Origin of the sequence: Actinomadura craniellae, assembly GCF_003289645.1 — a bacterium.
Classification (GTDB): Bacteria; Actinomycetota; Actinomycetes; order Streptosporangiales; family Streptosporangiaceae; genus Actinomadura_D; species Actinomadura_D craniellae.
The window spans coordinates 22167-37848 of the sequence record NZ_QLYX01000005.1 but is presented as its reverse complement, the minus strand read 5'-3'; the positions used below and the strand labels follow the sequence as shown (position 1 = coordinate 37848).

Annotated in this window: 16 protein-coding genes and 2 tRNA genes; 10 read left to right on the top strand and 8 right to left on the bottom strand. The window is 70.2% G+C overall.

Features of this window, described 5'->3' with window-relative positions; all coding sequences use genetic code 11:
• Positions 1-8: 8 nt before the first annotated feature.
• A complete protein-coding gene (locus DPM19_RS12355) occupies positions 9-257 on the bottom strand; it encodes a helix-turn-helix domain-containing protein (protein ID WP_158566773.1) in 249 nt (82 codons plus the stop codon).
• A 195-nt stretch (positions 258-452) separates the two neighbouring features.
• Here DPM19_RS12355 and DPM19_RS12350 point away from each other — a divergent pair, with 195 nt between their 5' ends.
• Positions 453-899 carry a hypothetical protein gene (locus tag DPM19_RS12350; RefSeq protein WP_111866513.1) on the top strand — a complete coding sequence of 149 codons (447 nt, stop codon included), beginning with the start codon at positions 453-455 and terminating at the stop codon, positions 897-899.
• A gap of 264 nt (positions 900-1163) precedes the next feature.
• The gene (locus DPM19_RS12345) at positions 1164-3047 is read left to right on the top strand and encodes an HNH endonuclease signature motif containing protein (RefSeq protein ID WP_158566772.1); all 1884 of its coding nucleotides are present in this window, start codon (positions 1164-1166) and stop codon (positions 3045-3047) included.
• 485 nt (positions 3048-3532) lie between these two features.
• Here the strand turns inward: DPM19_RS12345 and DPM19_RS12335 are convergent, their stop codons facing one another.
• From DPM19_RS12335 to DPM19_RS12325, 3 genes are all read right to left on the bottom strand, one after another.
• Positions 3533-4381: an endonuclease/exonuclease/phosphatase family protein gene (locus DPM19_RS12335; RefSeq protein ID WP_233510142.1), complete on the bottom strand. Its 849-nt coding sequence runs from the start codon at positions 4379-4381 to the stop codon at positions 3533-3535.
• Positions 4382-4559: 178 nt separating this feature from the next.
• Positions 4560-4649: transfer RNA gene (locus DPM19_RS12330), tRNA-Ser, on the bottom strand.
• Between the two features lie 154 nt (positions 4650-4803).
• A complete protein-coding gene (locus DPM19_RS12325; RefSeq protein ID WP_111866505.1) occupies positions 4804-5187 on the bottom strand; it encodes a hypothetical protein in 384 nt (127 codons plus the stop codon).
• Between the two features lie 424 nt (positions 5188-5611).
• Between DPM19_RS12325 and DPM19_RS12320 the strand changes: the two genes are divergently transcribed.
• Positions 5612-5684 (top strand) — tRNA-Arg (locus DPM19_RS12320).
• Between the two features lie 178 nt (positions 5685-5862).
• Here DPM19_RS12320 and DPM19_RS12315 read toward each other — a convergent pair.
• Complete coding sequence (locus DPM19_RS12315; RefSeq protein WP_111866502.1) at positions 5863-6660, bottom strand: MBL fold metallo-hydrolase; 798 nt, start codon at positions 6658-6660, stop codon at positions 5863-5865.
• A gap of 48 nt (positions 6661-6708) precedes the next feature.
• Between DPM19_RS12315 and DPM19_RS12310 the strand changes: the two genes are divergently transcribed.
• Both DPM19_RS12310 and DPM19_RS12305 read left to right on the top strand, forming a co-directional pair.
• Positions 6709-7131: a MerR family transcriptional regulator gene (locus tag DPM19_RS12310; RefSeq protein ID WP_111866499.1), complete on the top strand. Its 423-nt coding sequence runs from the start codon at positions 6709-6711 to the stop codon at positions 7129-7131.
• A gap of 82 nt (positions 7132-7213) precedes the next feature.
• On the top strand, positions 7214-7984 hold the full coding sequence (locus DPM19_RS12305; RefSeq protein WP_199485045.1) for an aminoglycoside phosphotransferase family protein: 771 nt from the start codon (positions 7214-7216) through the stop codon (positions 7982-7984).
• 210 nt (positions 7985-8194) lie between these two features.
• Here DPM19_RS12305 and DPM19_RS12300 read toward each other — a convergent pair whose 3' ends face one another.
• A complete protein-coding gene (locus DPM19_RS12300) occupies positions 8195-9436 on the bottom strand; it encodes a cytochrome P450 (RefSeq protein WP_111866496.1) in 1242 nt (413 codons plus the stop codon).
• Between the two features lie 134 nt (positions 9437-9570).
• Here DPM19_RS12300 and DPM19_RS12295 point away from each other — a divergent pair, with 134 nt between their 5' ends.
• Positions 9571-10254 carry a TetR/AcrR family transcriptional regulator gene (locus DPM19_RS12295; RefSeq protein ID WP_111866494.1) on the top strand — a complete coding sequence of 228 codons (684 nt, stop codon included), beginning with the start codon at positions 9571-9573 and terminating at the stop codon, positions 10252-10254.
• Between the two features lie 47 nt (positions 10255-10301).
• Here DPM19_RS12295 and DPM19_RS12290 read toward each other — a convergent pair whose 3' ends face one another.
• A complete protein-coding gene (locus tag DPM19_RS12290) occupies positions 10302-11036 on the bottom strand; it encodes an MHYT domain-containing protein (protein WP_111866491.1) in 735 nt (244 codons plus the stop codon).
• A gap of 269 nt (positions 11037-11305) precedes the next feature.
• On the opposite strand from DPM19_RS12290, the gene DPM19_RS12285 reads away from it, so the two are divergent.
• The 3 genes from DPM19_RS12285 (at position 11306) to DPM19_RS12275 (ending at position 13283) form a co-directional block, all read left to right on the top strand.
• Complete coding sequence (locus DPM19_RS12285) at positions 11306-11788, top strand: cation:proton antiporter regulatory subunit (protein WP_199485044.1); 483 nt, start codon at positions 11306-11308, stop codon at positions 11786-11788.
• 18 nt (positions 11789-11806) lie between these two features.
• Complete coding sequence (locus DPM19_RS12280; protein WP_407642515.1) at positions 11807-12985, top strand: cation:proton antiporter; 1179 nt, start codon at positions 11807-11809, stop codon at positions 12983-12985.
• A 64-nt stretch (positions 12986-13049) separates the two neighbouring features.
• The gene (locus DPM19_RS12275; RefSeq protein ID WP_146778836.1) at positions 13050-13283 is read left to right on the top strand and encodes a DUF6504 family protein; all 234 of its coding nucleotides are present in this window, start codon (positions 13050-13052) and stop codon (positions 13281-13283) included.
• 21 nt (positions 13284-13304) lie between these two features.
• Here DPM19_RS12275 and DPM19_RS12270 read toward each other — a convergent pair whose 3' ends face one another.
• Positions 13305-14474 (bottom strand): ROK family protein, encoded by a 1170-nt coding sequence (locus DPM19_RS12270; protein WP_111866482.1) that lies wholly within the window; start codon positions 14472-14474, stop codon positions 13305-13307.
• A gap of 125 nt (positions 14475-14599) precedes the next feature.
• Between DPM19_RS12270 and DPM19_RS12265 the strand changes: the two genes are divergently transcribed.
• Positions 14600-15673 (top strand): Gfo/Idh/MocA family protein, encoded by a 1074-nt coding sequence (locus DPM19_RS12265; RefSeq protein WP_111866479.1) that lies wholly within the window; start codon positions 14600-14602, stop codon positions 15671-15673.
• Positions 15674-15682: the final 9 nt, after the last annotated feature.

Sequence of the window (15682 nt, the reverse complement as noted above, 5' to 3'; positions counted from 1 at the left end):
TCCCCTCGTCACCGCACGGTCTGGTCCGGCCTGTCGGCCGCCGGCTCGACGGCGATGAGTTCCACCGGTGGGACCCCGAGCGCCCGGGCGAGCTGGCCGATCAAGATCAGTGAGACGGGTCTGCCGCGCTCGGCGTTCTGGATGGTGGTGACATGGCGGCGGAGCTTGCGGGCGAGTTCGGCGGCGCTCAGGCCAGTGCCCTCCCGCAGTTCCCTGATGCGCACCCCGTTGGGGACGGCCGTGGGTGTAGGAGGCATACGGAGACAGTAGGACTCAGTTGGATTGTGGGCAAGCCCGCTCCCGGGCCGGTCGAGTCCTACTTTCAGCACTGTGAGCTGCAAGGAGTCGGGCTCTGCTCTCATGACCAGGATGGTTCGATGAAATGTCCGTTACTCTCTTAGAGTCTTACTGAGTACATCTCGATTCACGCGATGCCTGGAGGGGGCTGTCCTATGCCGACAGACTCGGCAGACGACCCGTGGCGGCGCCTGAGCCACCTGCTTGTCGAGCGCCGGGTGCACCTCGGCTCGGAATACGACGATCGCAAGAAGTTCTGCGCGGCCACCGGCTTGAACTACAAGCTGGTCCAGGACATCGAGAAGGTCAGGCGGCGAAACTTCGCCCCGCCCACCCTGGCGAAGATCGAGAAGGGTTACCGGTGGCGACCCGGCTCCATCCGGGACGTGCTCGCCGGCGGCGAACCGACACCCGACGGCTCTCCCATCGACATCGCGGCCAGGCCGGCTGACATCGAACTCCAGCCAGGCCACACCGGCTACCCCCGCTGGGTCGGCGACGACCCCTTCCTCCGCCATATCTGGGACTTCGACGATGCCCCGGAAGCGGAGCGGCGCTTCGCCGGCCATGCGGTGCTCCTGCTCAGGAGTGTCGCCGAGTAGGCGGGCGACGCTCCCGCCGACCCTGCCGCCCAGGCCTGGATGAGGGCTGGTTCTCGCCACCCCTCATCCAGGCCCGGGCGGGATCCACCGGGCCGTGTGGCCTGGTGCCGTGGCGAGCCAGGGCGAGTTCCGGGCCCAGCGATCCGCCGGCCCGCGCAGCCCGGCGTCCGTCCGGCCGGCCGGAAGCCTTGCGAAAGCCATTGCGCTGAGTGGCCAGCCTGCTACTGTGTGAACATATGTTCGAATCCTGCGGAGGTGGGTCAGGTGCTCTCGGAGGTGGTTCCCCAGGGTGGTGCCGTCCTGCCCGAAGCGCTGGCGGAGTTACCGCCAGGCCCGGAGCTGGCCGCGGCACTGGCCTTGGTGGACGTGACCCGGCTGTCGGGGTACGACACGGTGGTGATGCTGCGGGCCAGGGCCCGGCAGGTCGCCCACGAGCAGGCCGGGCTGTACGCGGTTCTGGTAGCGGTGGCCGACCGGGTGGGCGATGAGATCGCCGGCCTCCCAGGGGTGTGCGACACCGACCTCACGAAGTTCGCGACCGCCGAGGTCGCCGCCGCGTTGACGATGCCGAAATCAACGGCGGGCGGCGTACTGGAGGACGCATGGCTGATCGTCGAGCGCCTTCCCGCCGTCCATTCGGCACTGCTCGACGGTTTGATCGACGTGCCCCGGGCGAAGGTGTTCGTGCGGGAGACCAGGACGCTGCCCGAGCCCACCGCCCGACAGGTCACGGCCCAGGTGCTGCCGGACGCTCCGGCACTGACGACCGGGCAACTGGCGTACCGGCTGCGCCGGCTGGCCATGGAAGCCGACCCCGAGGTGCGCAGGTGTAACTACGAGCAGGGCGTGGCCGAATGCAAGGTGACGGCCGGCACATCCTGGGACGGTACCGCGTACCTGACCGGGTCCGGGCTGCCGGTCGGCCCTGCCGCGGCCGCCTACGAGCGGGTCGACGCGATCGCCCGCGCGACCAAGCGGTCCGGTGACACCCGCCCGATGGACCAGATCCGCGCCGACGTCTACCTCGGCCTGCTCGACGGTACCTGGAACGGCCCCGGTCCAGTAGCCCGGCGCGGAGTGGTGGAACTGACCGCCGACCTGCCCACCCTGCTCGGCCTGGCCGACCGCGTCGCGGACCTCGACGGGTGGGGCCCGGTCATCGCCGACATCGCCCGCCAGATCACCACTCAGGCCGCACGCACCCCCGACACGACCTGGACATACTCGGTCACCGACCCGATCACCGGACGGCTTCTCCACCACGGCACCACCCGCCAACGCCCCACTGGCCCCGGTGGCACCACCAGCTCCGCTACCCCCTGGCTAGAGGGAGATGCTCCACGGTCGGAGGCAGGTGCCCTCCGGTCGGAGGGAGGCGCCGCCAGGCCAGAGGCAGGTGCCCTCCGGTCGGAGGGAGGTGCCGTCCGGCCAGCGGGAGGCGTCACCCAGACGGAGGGTGGCGTCAGTCAGCCAGAGGGAGGCGCCAGTCAGCCGGGGGTTGGTGTCACTCGGTCGGAGGGGGATGCGAGCTGCCCGGAAGGCGGTGCCATTCGGCCGACGACCGCCTCCGCGCCGTACGTCACCGGGCCAGCCATCCGGCCCAGGTCCACCGATCCCATCCGAGCAATGGACTCATGCGAACCAGCGGAGCAGTCCACCCCTGGAACAGAGGATCCGCACCGCGACTTCCACGGCACCTCCACCGGTCCCGCACGGGCGGTGAACCCCCCAGTACCGGCGAAACCGTCAGAGCCGGTGACGGCCGGCGACCTCGATGAGCGGGCGGCACCGCCCTGGCGTGACCCCCGCCGCTTCCTCACCCCTCGTGACCGGGCCTACGTCATCGCCCGTGACCGCACCTGCCGAGGACCGGGCTGCCGCGTCCCCGCCCGCCGCGCCGAAATCGACCACATCGTCCCGCACGCCCACGGCGGACCCACCACTCCCGACAACACCGACGCCAAATGCCCCTGGTGCCACGACCTCAAGGACGCCGGCTGGACGGTGACCCGTGACGCCCGCGGCTGGACCACCTGGATCAGCCCTCTCGGCCACCTCTACCGCAGGCCCCCCGAATCCATCACCCCACCTGCCGACCTCAGCCCCGCCGAACGATGTCTCGCCACGATCCTCGACCGGCGATCATGACCTGAACACGAACACCACGGAGGCCCGCCGCGGCGGACGCTGCACGGAAGGAGGGCTCGGACGCATACGGCCCTGCCGCATGGTTGTTATGGCGTGCCTTCTCGCTTCTTCACCGGTTCTCAGCCACCTCGAACGGTCGGAGGCGGGCACCACCGGACCGCCCTGGGCAGCCGTCCGTCGCCATGCGGAACGCGGCAACGAGGCGATCGACCCACACGGTTCGACTTGTGCTCGGAGTGAAACACCCCGGTTGGCGCACCATCATGGAAACCAAAACGGCAGCAGCGCGGGCGTCGTCGGCGGCCACCTCCTGCTCGGCGTCGGGCTGACCTTGCTGGCGAAGGCCGTGCTGTGCGTGCTGGCGGTGGCCACGGAGATGGCGGTCAAGCGCTCAAGCACCACCTGCCGGCTTCGCCTCGGGTCATGGGCTGAACCGAGGTCAGGGCGAACCAAGGTCAGGGCGAACCGAGCGGCGGCGCGGAACATCAGCCGACCAGGCGTACCCGGGCGCGCAGCCCGATGTGGTCCGACAGGTGGGACGGCCCGCTGGGCAGTGGTTCCTGGTCGGTGAAGAGGGTTGCGGTGCTTTCGATCTCGATCGAATCCGTGGTCAGGATGAAATCGATGCAGTGCGGGGTCCGGCCCGGGCTCAGATAGGCGGCGTGGAAGGTCGGGGGGCACCGGCCCGCAAAGGCGTCGACCAGCCCGCTGGCGGCCATGAAGTCGCAGTGGAGGGTGCTGTTGTGGGCGACGTTGAAGTCGCCGCACACGATCGTCGGGACCGGGTCTTCCCGGACCAACTGGGCCAGGTCGGTGAGCTGCCCTTGCTGCAGGTCGTGGAAGCGGTTGGACTCCGACCAGTCGCCGTCCTCGTTGGCCACGGGGTGAGTATTGATCACACGCAGCCGGTACCGGGCCAGGGCCGTGGTCAGCGACCCTTTCAGTGCCGCTTTCAACCGCGTGAGTCGAGGCAAGGCGGGGTCGGGCTGCGGTAGGGGGAAGCGCTGGTACCCGCACCTGGTGATGGGCAGCCGGGACAGGGTCGCCAGTCCTGCAGCCGGTCCGACCGGAGAAGGCTGGTAGCCGAGATGGCGGAACGAGGGCATGCCTGCCGTCAGGCGCCGCAGGTGGCAGTAAGTGAACACCTCTTGGAAGGCAACGACGTCAACGTCGGAGGACTCGAAGGCCGCCGCGATCGCGCGGTACCGTTCGGTGAGATTCGAGCCGACGACCGGTACTCCACGCGTGTTGAAGGACGCAACAACCACACACTGACCGGCAGGACGGCTCACCTGTGCCCCCACTCCGCTCGCCCGGCAGGATCTTCGGATCATGTTCCTGAGCACATAACGATGATCAGCCTGCCACGGGCCTCATGCTTTCCTGGGTGAAGCTCCCGGTCAGCTCACCGTGTCGGTGAACTTGGTCGATCTGGGCTTCCCCTGGCCACACCAGTGGACAAAAAGACGCTCCCGCCGGGGTCGGTGACCCTGGCGGGAGCGTTCTGAGCTGCGGAGGCTCGGGGATTTGAACCCCGGATGGGCGGTAAACCCAAACCGCATTAGCAGTGCGGCGCCATAGACCGGACTAGGCGAAGCCTCCTGAGGCCCTACAGGCCGCACACAGATTATCGGTAGGTGGACCCACCGGCAAAGCGTGGCCTGGAGCCGTGATGTACCAGGATAGCCGGGACGGAGCGGGAAACAGACCCGAACCGGCGTTCCGCTCCCCGGAGCAGGAGCGGCCCGGCGGAACGTTACGAGCAGGCCGCGTCCACCTGCTTGGCGGCGTTGATGTAGGCGGTGGTGTTCGGCATCCGCGGGGTGCCGGAGGAGGCGGCCCGCAGGGTGTTGGCGAGGTTGTCCAACTCGGTGGCGAGCTTGTTCGCCGCGGTCTCCACGTCGCCCCCGGCCTTCTTGCCGTGGTCACGGACCTTGGTCGCCGTGTCGGAGTACGCCGTGGCGGCGGCCGCCGGGTTGCTGACCAGAGTGGACGCCGAGGAGCTCAGCGACTGCACCTCCTTCTTGATGTCGTTGCACGCGGCGGTATTGCTGGCGAAACCGCAGGCGGTGGCGGAGACGAACAGCGCGCTTCCCACCGCGATGACGCCAAGCAGCCGGGTGTTCGGGATGCGGATCAAGGGTTCTCCTCAGATGGGACCCGCCGGGAGGCCTCTCGATGGTTCCGGTCGGGCCGCTTTCGGTGTCCGTACCGTTGCACATCGGCTGAAATCCCCGCCACCGATTTGACAAGACCTCCGCCGGTATCGACGCCGCGCAGTAAATCTCCACGAGGCCACCCGCTCCGGACGCTGCCGCGGCGGGGGCTCCGGGGCGGTCGAGGTGACCGCGGTCGGGCGGAAGCGAGAGGTTCCGCCGTGGCGGCGGTGGTCGGGATCGAACGCGGCGACGTTGGGCATGAGGGGTCCTACTGGTTCGTGCAACGGCCGCGCGTGCCCTAGACTGGGGCACTGACCGGGCCGGAATCATATGCTCTTTGACTAATGTGCGAAGGTGCTAAGATTCCGTCCGACAATAAAACCCCAGGTCATAGGCCCGGGACCGGCAGCCGTAGCTCAACGGATAGAGCATCTGACTACGGATCAGAAGGTTAGGGGTTCGAATCCCTTCGGCTGCGCTTCTCTGACCAGTCACAACGCCCTCAGCGGGAGACCGCCGGGGGCGTTTTCCATTGCCGTGGGAGCCACGGCCGCCTCAGGACCCGAAGAGCGCGCTGCTCATGGACTTGGCCTACGCGGCACCGTCGATCCGCCGGGCGAAGATGTCGGCCGTATCGGTCGGGCGGTGGGCCCTGCTCAGTGGTAGCGGGCCAGTTCCCACGGGTCGTGCGCGGAGAACACCTCGACCTCGTCGCCGTGGTCACGCACCAGTTCCCGCAGCCGGGCCTGGGTGCCGAGCCGCAGGTCGCGGTGCACCTCCGAACTGGTCTGGACGAGATCCATCAGCGGGTGGGGTTCCTTGGATTCCTGGAGTTCGCGGTGGTAGTAGTAAGCGTCGCCGCAGTGCAGGAGCCACCGGTCGTCGTCGTGCACGGCGACTCCGGTGTGACCGGCGGTGTGGCCGCCGAGCGGGACCAGTTTGATCTGTGGTGGCAGTTCCCGGGGCTGGATCGCGGTGAAGCCGAACCACTGCTCCTGCGGCGCGGTGGAGTAGGTGACCCAGCGGGGTCCGTGGGCCCAGTGGGCGGGGCGGTAACGGAAACTGGGCGCTTGGGTCGACGCGGCCTCGAGTTCGGCGGCCAGCACGTGAACCTGGGCGTCGGGGAAGTCGGGCAGGCCGCCGCAGTGGTCCACGTCCAGGTGGGTGACGATGATGTGGCGCACGTCCGAGGGGTCGTAGCCGAGCCGGGCGACCTGGCGGACGGCCGTCTCCTGCTCGTGGAGCGCGGGCTGTGCCATCTCGACCCAGTCGGTGCCGAGCGTGCCGCCCGGGTCACGGACGTTGTCCAGGCCGAGCCCGGTTTCGATCAGAACCAGGTCGCCGGCGTCGGTTTCGACCAGCAGGCAGTGGTTCACCGCTGGGGCGGGTGGTGGGCCGTTGTAGGTGGCCTCGATCGTCCGGACGGATCCGCAGTTGAGGTGATGGATCTTCATGGCGCCTACACTGCTACTTGAAGTGCGGTTCAAGTCAAGGAGGCCTTGATGGATCCGGCGTTGCTGGACATCGCCGAGGTGGCGCGGCGGTCCGGGCTGGCGCCCTCGGCGCTGCGGTTCTATGAGAAGAAGGGCCTGATCACCGCCACGGCACGCAACGGGCTGCGCCGCACCTATCACCCGGACGTACTGGAGCGCTTGGGGCTGGTCACGTGTGCGCGTAGCGCCGGGTTCTCGGTCGCCGAGATCGGCCGGTTCCTCTCGGCCCGGGCCGACGATCCAGAGTTGCGCGTCCGCATGGCCGCGAAAGCCCGTGCCCTCGATGAACAGATCGACCAGCTCACCCGATTGCGCGACGGTCTTCGGCACGTCGCCGTCTGTGACCATGAGCCGATCGTCGAATGCCCGGACTTCAAGGGGGCCATCGGCAATGTGTCCGCAGCCAAGCCGGTCCCCGACGGCTCCTCCTAGCGGACCTTCGGTCCCAGGGTCCTGTTCGGCCTGTAGGTCACACCCGGCCTTCCCACTGCGGCGGCGCGTAGTGTCGGCATACGTGACGGACGAGCACGTGTTGCAGGACGCGCCGCATCGCAGGGTGGTGCGTCTCGGGGACACCGTCCGCAGGCCCGTTCACCCCTGGACGCCGGCCGTCCATGAGCTGCTTCGCCACCTGGAGGATGTCGGCTTCCCGTACTCGCCGCGGGTGCTGGGGATCGACGAGGAGGGGCGCGAGATCCTCACCTATCTGGACGGTGAGTCAGGTCCCGAGGGCTGGGCCCGGGTGGTCGGCGCCGCGGGTCTGACGGCCTTCGCCCGCCTGCTGCGCGACTACCACGACGCGGTGGCCGGTTTCCGGCCGTCCGGTGGGTTCAGGTGGTACACCGGCGGGACCGGGCCGGCGGAGGGCGAAGTGATCTGCCACGGCGACTTCGGTCCGTGGAACATCGTCTGGCGAGGCGAGCGGCCGGCCGGGATGCTCGACTGGGACTACGCCCGGCCGGCGGGCCGCCTGCACGACGTCGCCTACGCGCTGGAGTACGTCGCGCCGTTCCGGGACGACGCCGAGTGCCTGCGCTGGCTGCGCTACCCGGAGCCGCCCGACCGGCGCCGGCGGCTGGAACTGTTCGCCGGCGCCTACGGCCTCACCGCCACCCCGGGTCTGGTGGACGCGGTCATCGACGTTCAGCGGGACGGGATCGAGCAGGTCCGCAGGCTGGCTGAGGCGGGGCACCAGCCCCAGGTCCGCTGGGTCGCCGAGGGGTCGCTTGGCGAACTGCACCGGCGGGTTACCTGGAGCCGGGCCAACCGGCACCTGTTCGAGTGACCGTCGCGGGGCGATCTCGGGATCTCCTGCCAGGTGGACGGGGTTGTGCGGGTATCGCTCCAGCGACGCCAGGTCCTCGATTCCACCCTGCTCGATTCCCACCATGTAGCCCTGGGCGGGATCGCCGAGAGGCAGAGAACGACACTGAGCTGACGGCTGCCGTAACAGTCGAGGGTGCCGGGGGTTACGTCGTGGAGAGCGCGGTGGTGGCTAGTTCAGGAGGAGGGGTAGGGCGGCGAGTCGCCTGACGACGAGGCTGGGGTGGTAGCGCAGGGGTTGCTGGGCGGGGTCGAGGCGGAAGCGCGGAGTGTGCGCGAGGAGGGCTTCGATCGCCACCTTGGCTTCCATGCGTGCCAGTGGTGCTCCGACGCACAGGTGGATGCCCCAGCCGAAGCCGACGTGCTGGCGGGGCCTGGGCCGGTCCAGGCGGATCTGGTCGGCGTCGGGGTAGGTCGCGTCGTCACGGTTGGCCGCGGGCCATGCCAGCAGGAGGTGGGATCCGGCGGGGATCTCGGTGCCACCGAGTTCGGTGTCGCGGGTGGCGACCCGGTAGTGGCCCCGGAACGGAGGGTCGTGGCGGAGGGCTTCCTCGACGAAGGTGGGAACGAGATCAGGTTCGCGGCGGAGTCGCTGTTGCAGGTCGGTCCGTTCGGCCAGGATCCGGGCGGCGGTGCCGATCAGGCTGGTGGTGGACTCGCCGCCGGCCGCGATGATGACGCTGAGGATGCCGAAGGCTTCCAGATCGCTGATCTCCTGGTCGTCGACCGCCCGCTTGACGATGCCGATCAGCCCGTTCGCATCGTCGATCGTGCCTTCCTTGGCCTGGGTGTACGCCTCGATGACGGGTACGAGGCCACCGACTCCCGCGTCTTCCAGCGGCTGGATGCGCTCTTCGGGCACGAACCCGCTGATCCGTTCCACCATCGCGTAGCCCTGCTGTTTCAGCTCGGGGGCCAGCGCGTCGGGGAGGCCGAGAACGCGGGCCACCATGACCATCGGGAGGGGCTCGGCGACGCGGCTCATCCACTCGAGACGGCCGTCCGCGCCGGCCTCCGACAGCGCGTCGGTGAACAGTGTGCGGAACTCGCCCTCCATGCGCTGGACGTTGCCCGCCGCGAGCCTGCGGACGACCACCTTGCGCAGCCGCGTGTGGTCGGGAGGGTCGGTCGTCGCGACCGAGACCCTGGCGTCGCCGTCGGACAGCCCGGACATGGCGGGCCGTAGCGCCGGTTCGGGCCACTCGCCCAGGTGCAGGAACCTGCTGGAGATGTTGGAGAACGTCTCGGGGTCGCCCACGACCTGGTGGATGAGGGCCATCGGGGTCACCACGAAAGTGCCGGTCCCGGCCACCTCGTGGACGGGATCGGTCTGGCGGAGCCGCCGGTAGTAGTTGTGGGGGTTCTCGACCACTTCCTGGCCGAACAGCGGGTCGAGCCCTGCGTCGTTCGTCATGCCGCACGCCCTCCAGCCACAGTCATCCTGGTCATACACAAGTTGGATGAGATGTATGATGAGACTGTATATCGGCTCCAGCGCCCTGGGAAGGCGCGGTCGTGCCAGGGGCCCGGCACGCCAGAATGGGGAACATGCGAAATCGGGGATGGCGGGGAGAGCCTCCCTCGGACGACGACGAAGCGCGGGAACGGATCATCGCGGCGGCCATGCGTTGCATCGACCGGCACGGGGCGGCGAAGACCGGCCTCGCCGACGTCGCCGCGGAACTCGGTGTGACGCGGCAGACGGTTTACCGCCTCTTCCCCAGTGCGGAGGACCTCTTCCAGGCCATGGCCGTGAGCGCGGCCGACACCTTCATCGACCGCATGGCCGCGCGCGTGAGCGGTTTCACCGAACCGGCGGAGATGCTGGTCGAGTGCCTGGCGTTCACCCTGGAACGGCTTCACCAGGAGCGGCACCTGTCGGCGCTCTTCGTGCGCGAGCAGGCGCACATCACCCGGCAGTTCACCTCCGCCACCCCGTCCGAACTCACCCGCACGCTCATGGCCCGGCTCCCCGTGGACTGGCACGCCCTGGGGATCGACCGGCGCCGGCAGGACCAGATCGTGGAGATCTACCTGCGCACCCTTCAGTCCTTCGTGATCGACCCCGGCCCGCCCCGGTCACCCGACGAACTACGCGCCTTCCTGCGCCTGTGGCTGGCACCCGCCATCCGGGTCCCCGGCCCCGACCGCCTCGGGGGCGAGGCGGGAGATCCAGGCGATGCGTCATCTGGACCGCATGAACGCCGGGCGTCCGGGCGTCCGGGCCAGTGACCAGGTTGGACCTGCCCGAACCACCCACCGTCCCGGGCGGGCGAGGGTCAGTTAGCGTCGGCGTCGCGGGGAGAGACCGCGATGATCAGCATGAGCAGGACGCTGACCAGGCTGACCCCGAGGAACAGTGGCAGCAGGAAGTCCAGCGCGGTGGCGCCCGAGGGAGCGCCGAGGGCGGGGTCGGCGTGCACCTCCATGGCCAGCATGCCGGTGTAGTGCATGCCGCTGATCGCCACGGCCATGATCGCGGCGGCTCCGGTGGTCGTCCAGCCGCCGCTGAGCCGGGCGGAGAACCAGAGGGCGGCGGTCGCCGCCACGAGGGCGATCAGGACCGACGCGACCACCAGGAGCGGGTTGTACTCGACGTGGCCGGACATGTTCATCGCGGCCATGCCCAGGTAGTGCATGCTCGCCACGCCGGCCCCGGTGAGCGCCCCGCCGCCGAGCAGCGGCCTGGGCCGGAAACCGCCGAAACCGACGATGAACAGGCCCGCCCCGACGACCAGTACCGCGACCAGGGCGCTGAGCAGGGTCAGGAACGCGTCGTAGCGGATCTCCATCCCCCGCACCTCGAACCCGAGCATGGCGATGAAGTGCATCACCCAGATTCCGGTGCCGCCGATGGCCACCGCGCCCAGCGCCAGCCAGCCGGCCCTGGCCCGCCCCTCGACGTCCCGCGCGCGCACGGTGCAGCGCAGGCCGAGCAGGGAGCCGGCGAACGACAGCAGCAAGGCGAGTACGGGCGTCAGCGGCCCATAGGAGAAGTGATGGATCTCTGCCATGTGTGACCCCCGGCCCCGTTGAACTGAGCCGAATTCTAGGCGCCAGGGGACGAAATGCTTGAAAACAGCCCAACTACGCTGTCGTAACGAAAAGGGAAAGCTGGGAACGCTCCGTGCGGCTCATGCGGTCGGAGGGGCAGCAGGTAGGTTTCTGGTGGTTCGCCCGCAGGGGTGAGAAAAGCCTGGGTCGGTGGCGGGTAAGGTCGTGCGCCGTCACCGGGTCGAGCGGATCGGCCGTCCGGTCATCGAGAACGAAGGGGAAACGCGTCGTGGATGTCGAACGGACCGCTCTGCCCGGGATAGGACTCCAGCACGTGCTCACCACCTCCCGCGGCCGCCGGATCGGGATCGTCTCCCACCGGACCGGCCGCCGGGACCTGGTGATCTACGACCGTGACGACCCCGACAGCGCGGCCGTGACGGTCAAGCTGACACCCGACGAAGCCAGCGGCATAGCCGAACTGCTCGACACCGCCCGCATCGTGGAGTACCAGGCCGACCTGAGCCGGCAGGTCGAGGGCCTGGTCACCCGCCAGATCCCGCTCGCCCCGGGCTCCCCCTTCGACGGCCGGACGCTGGGCGACACCCAGGCACGCAGCCGCACCGGAGCCTCGATCGTGGCCGTCGTGCGGGTGGGAGAGGTGATCGCCAGCCCCCGGCCGGACTTCGACTTCCACGCGGACGACATCGTCGTGGTGGTCGGGACGGCCGAGGGCACCGAGGCCGTCGCCGAGATCCTGGCAACGGGATAGCCGCGCATGCACGGAGCCATGCAACTGATCGAACTCGGTGCGATCATCCTGGGCCTCGGCCTGCTCGGCGCGATCTCGACCAGGTTCTCCATCTCCCCCATCCCGCTCTACCTGCTCGCCGGCCTGGCCTTCGGCGCCGGCGGCATCGTCGACCTGGAGGCCAGCGAGGACTTCGTCGCCACCGGCGCCGAGGTCGGCGTGATCCTGCTGCTGTTCACCCTGGGCCTGGAGTACACCGCCGGCGAACTGGTCGGGAACCTGCGTGCCTCGGCCCCGGCCGGCCTGTTCGACCTGGTCGTCAACGCCGCCCCGGGGGTGGCCGCCGCGCTGCTGCTCGGCTGGGGGCCGGTCGCGGCGGTGGCGATGGGCGGCATCACCTACGTCACGTCCTCCGGCATCACCGCCAAGGTGATCGGCGACCTGGGCTGGCTGGGCAACCGGGAGACCCCGGCGGTGCTGTCCATCCTGGTCTTCGAGGACCTGATGATGGCCGCCTACCTGCCGATCCTGACGACGCTGCTGGCCGGTGCCGGGCTGATCGGCGGGGCGACCTCGCTAGGCATCGCCGCCGCGACGATCACGATCATCCTGCTGGTGGCGCTGCGCCACGGCGACAAGGTCGAGCGCCTGGTGGCCAGCCCCAGCCAGGAGGTGCTGCTGCTCAAGGTGCTCGGGCTGGTGCTGCTGGTCGCGGGCATCGCGCAGCAGCTCCAGGTGTCGGCCGCGGTCGGCGCGTTCCTGGTGGGCATCGCGCTGTCCGGGCCGCTGGCGCACCAGGCGCGCGAGCTGCTGATCCCGCTGCGGGACCTGTTCGCCGCGGTGTTCTTCGTCTTCTTCGGGCTGCACACCGACCCGGCGGACCTGCCGCCGGTGCTCGGGGTCGCCGCCCTGCTGGCGGTGATCGGGGTGGCCACCAAGCTCGGCAGCGGGTGGGTGGCGGCCAAGCGCGCCGGCGTGGCCACGACCGGACGGCTCCGGGCGGGCAGCGCGCTGATCCCGCGCGGCGAGTTCAACATCGTCATCGCCGGGCTCGCCGTCGCCGCCGGGACGAACCCCAAGCTGGGGCCGCTCGCCGCGGCGTACGTGCTGATGCTCGCGGTGATCGGCCCCCTGCTGGCCCGGGCCGCCGAACCGCTGGCCCGGGCCGCCAGGGCGCGGAAGGGGAAGCCGACCAAGCTCGTCTCCGACTCCGACTGATCGAGACGCGGACCCCGGGCGCGTCACCTTGTTTTCGAACTCGCGTTCGATAAGCTCGGGGTCCGTGAGCCAGTTGTACGACGAACCGATCAGCGCCGAGACCCGGGTCGGCGGGCATCCCGCCGCCATCACCTGGCGGGGGCGCAGGATGCACGTCCGGCAGGTGCTGTCGGTCTGGCAGATGCCGGGCGACGCGCGGCTCTACCGGGTCGGCGTCACCACCGCCGACGGCGCCGCGGGCATGGCCGAGATCGTGGCCTCCCCGGACACCTGGCGGCTGCGCCGCTACTGGGCCTGAGCCCGGGCCACCTCCTCGCCGTCAGGCGACGGTCTGGTCGACGGCGGTGGGGGCCAGGACGTGTTCGATGACCATGACGGCCGCGCCCGTCACGCCGGCCCGGTCGCCGAGTTCGCTGGCGCGGATGTCGAGGTGCTGGGTGGCCAGTGGCAGCGAGCGGCTGTAGATCACCTCGCGCATCCCGGCGAGGACGTGCTCGCCGGCCTCGGCGATGTCGCCGCCGATCACGATCACGGCGGGGTTGAAGAAGTTCACGATCGAGGTCAGCACCTCGCCGACCTCCCGGCCCGCCTGCCGGATCAGCCGGACGGCGTGCGGGTTACCGGCGCGCACCAGGCGGACCACACCCCGGCTGTCGGCAGCATCCTCGCCCGCCTCGCGCAGCCGGCCGGCCAGCGCGCCGCCACCGGCCACCGCCTCCAGGCAGCCGATGTTGCCGCACCGGCAGACCACGTCGTCGGTGGACGGCACCCGGATGTGGCCGATGTCGCCCGCCGCGCCCTGGGCGCCCCGGTGCAGGCGGCGCTCGGTGATGATGCCGCAGCCGATCCCGGTGCCGATCTTGACGAAGATGAGGTGGTCGGCCTCGGGCCGGGCGGCCCAGTGCTCGCCCAGCGCCATGATGTTGACGTCGTTGTCGGCGAGCACCGGCACGCCCAGCCGCTCGCTGAGCCAGGCGGGCACCGGGAAGGCGTCCCAGCCCGGCATGATCGGCGGGTTGATCGGGCGTCCGGTGCCGTGCTCGACCGGGCCGGGTAGCCCGACCCCCACCCCGCACACCTCGTCCAGGCCGTGCCCGGCCTCGGCGAGCAGGTCGGTGAAGGTTTCGACGAGCCAGCCCAGGGTGGCTTCGGGGCCGCGCTCTATGGGCAGGTCGGCGGTGCGCTCGGCGAGGATGCCGGCGGCCAGGTCGGTGACGGCGACCCGGGTGTGCGTGGCGCCGAGGTCAGCGGTGAGCACGACCCGCGCGCCCTGGTTGAAGGCGAAGGCGACCGCGGGTCTGCCGCCCGAGGAGATTGCGTCCTGGGCCGGGATGATCCACCGCTGGTCCAGCAGGGCGTCCAGCCGCTGTGAGACCGTCGACCGGGCGAGCCCGGTGAGCTGCATCAGCTCGGCCCGGGTGCGGGCCTGGCCGTCGCGGAGTATCGACAGCAGTGCGCCCGCTCCGGTTCCGCCCGGTTCGCCCAGCATCCCCCGCGTCAATGCGGCTCCTTTCGCCTGTCCGACCTCTTCCGATGATCCCAGATCTCATTATGGCGCGCGTTCGCCAACTTTTGCTTGACCGCCGTCATAAGTCGGTTCTAGCATCCCGAAACATGCGGGAAACAGTGCGGGCAGGCATCATCGGTACCGGCTTCATGGGCCGCGTGCACGCCCGTGCCGCGCGGCTGGCCGGGGCCCGCGTCACCGGCGTCGCCGGCTCCGGCCTGGCCAAGGCCCAGCAGGCGGCTCCCCTGCTGGGCGCCGACCAGGCCTACGCCACCGGCGCGGAACTGATCGAGTCGGGCGACGTCGACGTCGTCCACATCTGCACCCCCAACCACCTTCATGCCCCGCTGGCCCTCGCCGCCCTCGACCGGGGGCTCGCGGTCGTCTGTGAGAAGCCGCTGGCCACCGACGCGGCGACCGCCGCGCTCCTGGCCGACCGGGCGGCGGGCGCGGTCGCCACGGTGCCCTTCGTGTACCGCTTCCACGCGATGGTCCGCGAAGCCCGGCAGCGGGTCGCGGCCGGCGACATCGGCCGCATCAGCGTGATCCAGGGCAGCTACCTGCAGGACTGGCTGCTGCGCCCCGAGGACGACAACTGGCGGGCCGACCCCGCGGTCGGCGGCCCGAGCCGGACGTTCGCCGACATCGGGTCGCACTGGTGCGACCTGGCCGAGTTCGTCACCGGCGACCGGATCACCGCGGTCAGCGCGCAGACCGCGGTGGTCATCGACGAGCGCGCGAGCAACGCGCCGGTGCTCACCGAGGACGTGGCCATCGTCCAGTTCCGCACCGCGGCGGGCGCGGTCGGCACGGTCACCACCAGCCAGGTCGCGCCGGGCCGCAAGAACCGCCTGTTCCTGGAGATCTCCGGCGCCGCGGCCAGCCTCGCCTTCGACCAGGAGCAGCCCGAACTGCTCTGGCTGGGCCGGCGCGAGGGCTCCAGCACCCTGGTCCGCGACCCCGAGACCCTGTCGGCGGCGGCCCGGCCCTACTCCCCGCTGCCCGCCGGCCACGCGCAGGGCTACCACGACTGCTTCGACGCCTTCGTGGCCGACACCTACACGGCGCTGCGCGGCGAGCGCCCCGACGGCCTGCCCACCTTCGCGGACGGCGCCCGCGCCGCACTGATCTGCGACGCCGTGCTGGCCTCGGCGGGCACCGGCCGCTGGACGGAGGTGTGACGTGCTGAC

What these genes read in the sequence shown, in the direction of transcription:
- DPM19_RS12355 (WP_158566773.1), bottom strand. Translation starts at nt 257, where the DNA reads ATGCCTCCTACACCCACGGCCGTCCCCAACGGGGTGCGCATCAGGGAA.
- DPM19_RS12350 (WP_111866513.1), top strand. Translation starts at nt 453, where the DNA reads ATGCCGACAGACTCGGCAGACGACCCGTGGCGGCGCCTGAGCCACCTG.
- DPM19_RS12335 (WP_233510142.1), bottom strand. Translation starts at nt 4,381, where the DNA reads ATGATCCGAAGATCCTGCCGGGCGAGCGGAGTGGGGGCACAGGTGAGC.
- DPM19_RS12315 (WP_111866502.1), bottom strand. Translation starts at nt 6,660, where the DNA reads ATGAAGATCCATCACCTCAACTGCGGATCCGTCCGGACGATCGAGGCC.
- DPM19_RS12310 (WP_111866499.1), top strand. Translation starts at nt 6,709, where the DNA reads ATGGATCCGGCGTTGCTGGACATCGCCGAGGTGGCGCGGCGGTCCGGG.
- DPM19_RS12300 (WP_111866496.1), bottom strand. Translation starts at nt 9,436, where the DNA reads ATGACGAACGACGCAGGGCTCGACCCGCTGTTCGGCCAGGAAGTGGTC.
- DPM19_RS12295 (WP_111866494.1), top strand. Translation starts at nt 9,571, where the DNA reads ATGCGAAATCGGGGATGGCGGGGAGAGCCTCCCTCGGACGACGACGAA.
- DPM19_RS12290 (WP_111866491.1), bottom strand. Translation starts at nt 11,036, where the DNA reads ATGGCAGAGATCCATCACTTCTCCTATGGGCCGCTGACGCCCGTACTC.
- DPM19_RS12280 (WP_407642515.1), top strand. Translation starts at nt 11,807, where the DNA reads ATGCAACTGATCGAACTCGGTGCGATCATCCTGGGCCTCGGCCTGCTC.
- DPM19_RS12270 (WP_111866482.1), bottom strand. Translation starts at nt 14,474, where the DNA reads ATGCTGGGCGAACCGGGCGGAACCGGAGCGGGCGCACTGCTGTCGATA.
- DPM19_RS12265 (WP_111866479.1), top strand. Translation starts at nt 14,600, where the DNA reads ATGCGGGAAACAGTGCGGGCAGGCATCATCGGTACCGGCTTCATGGGC.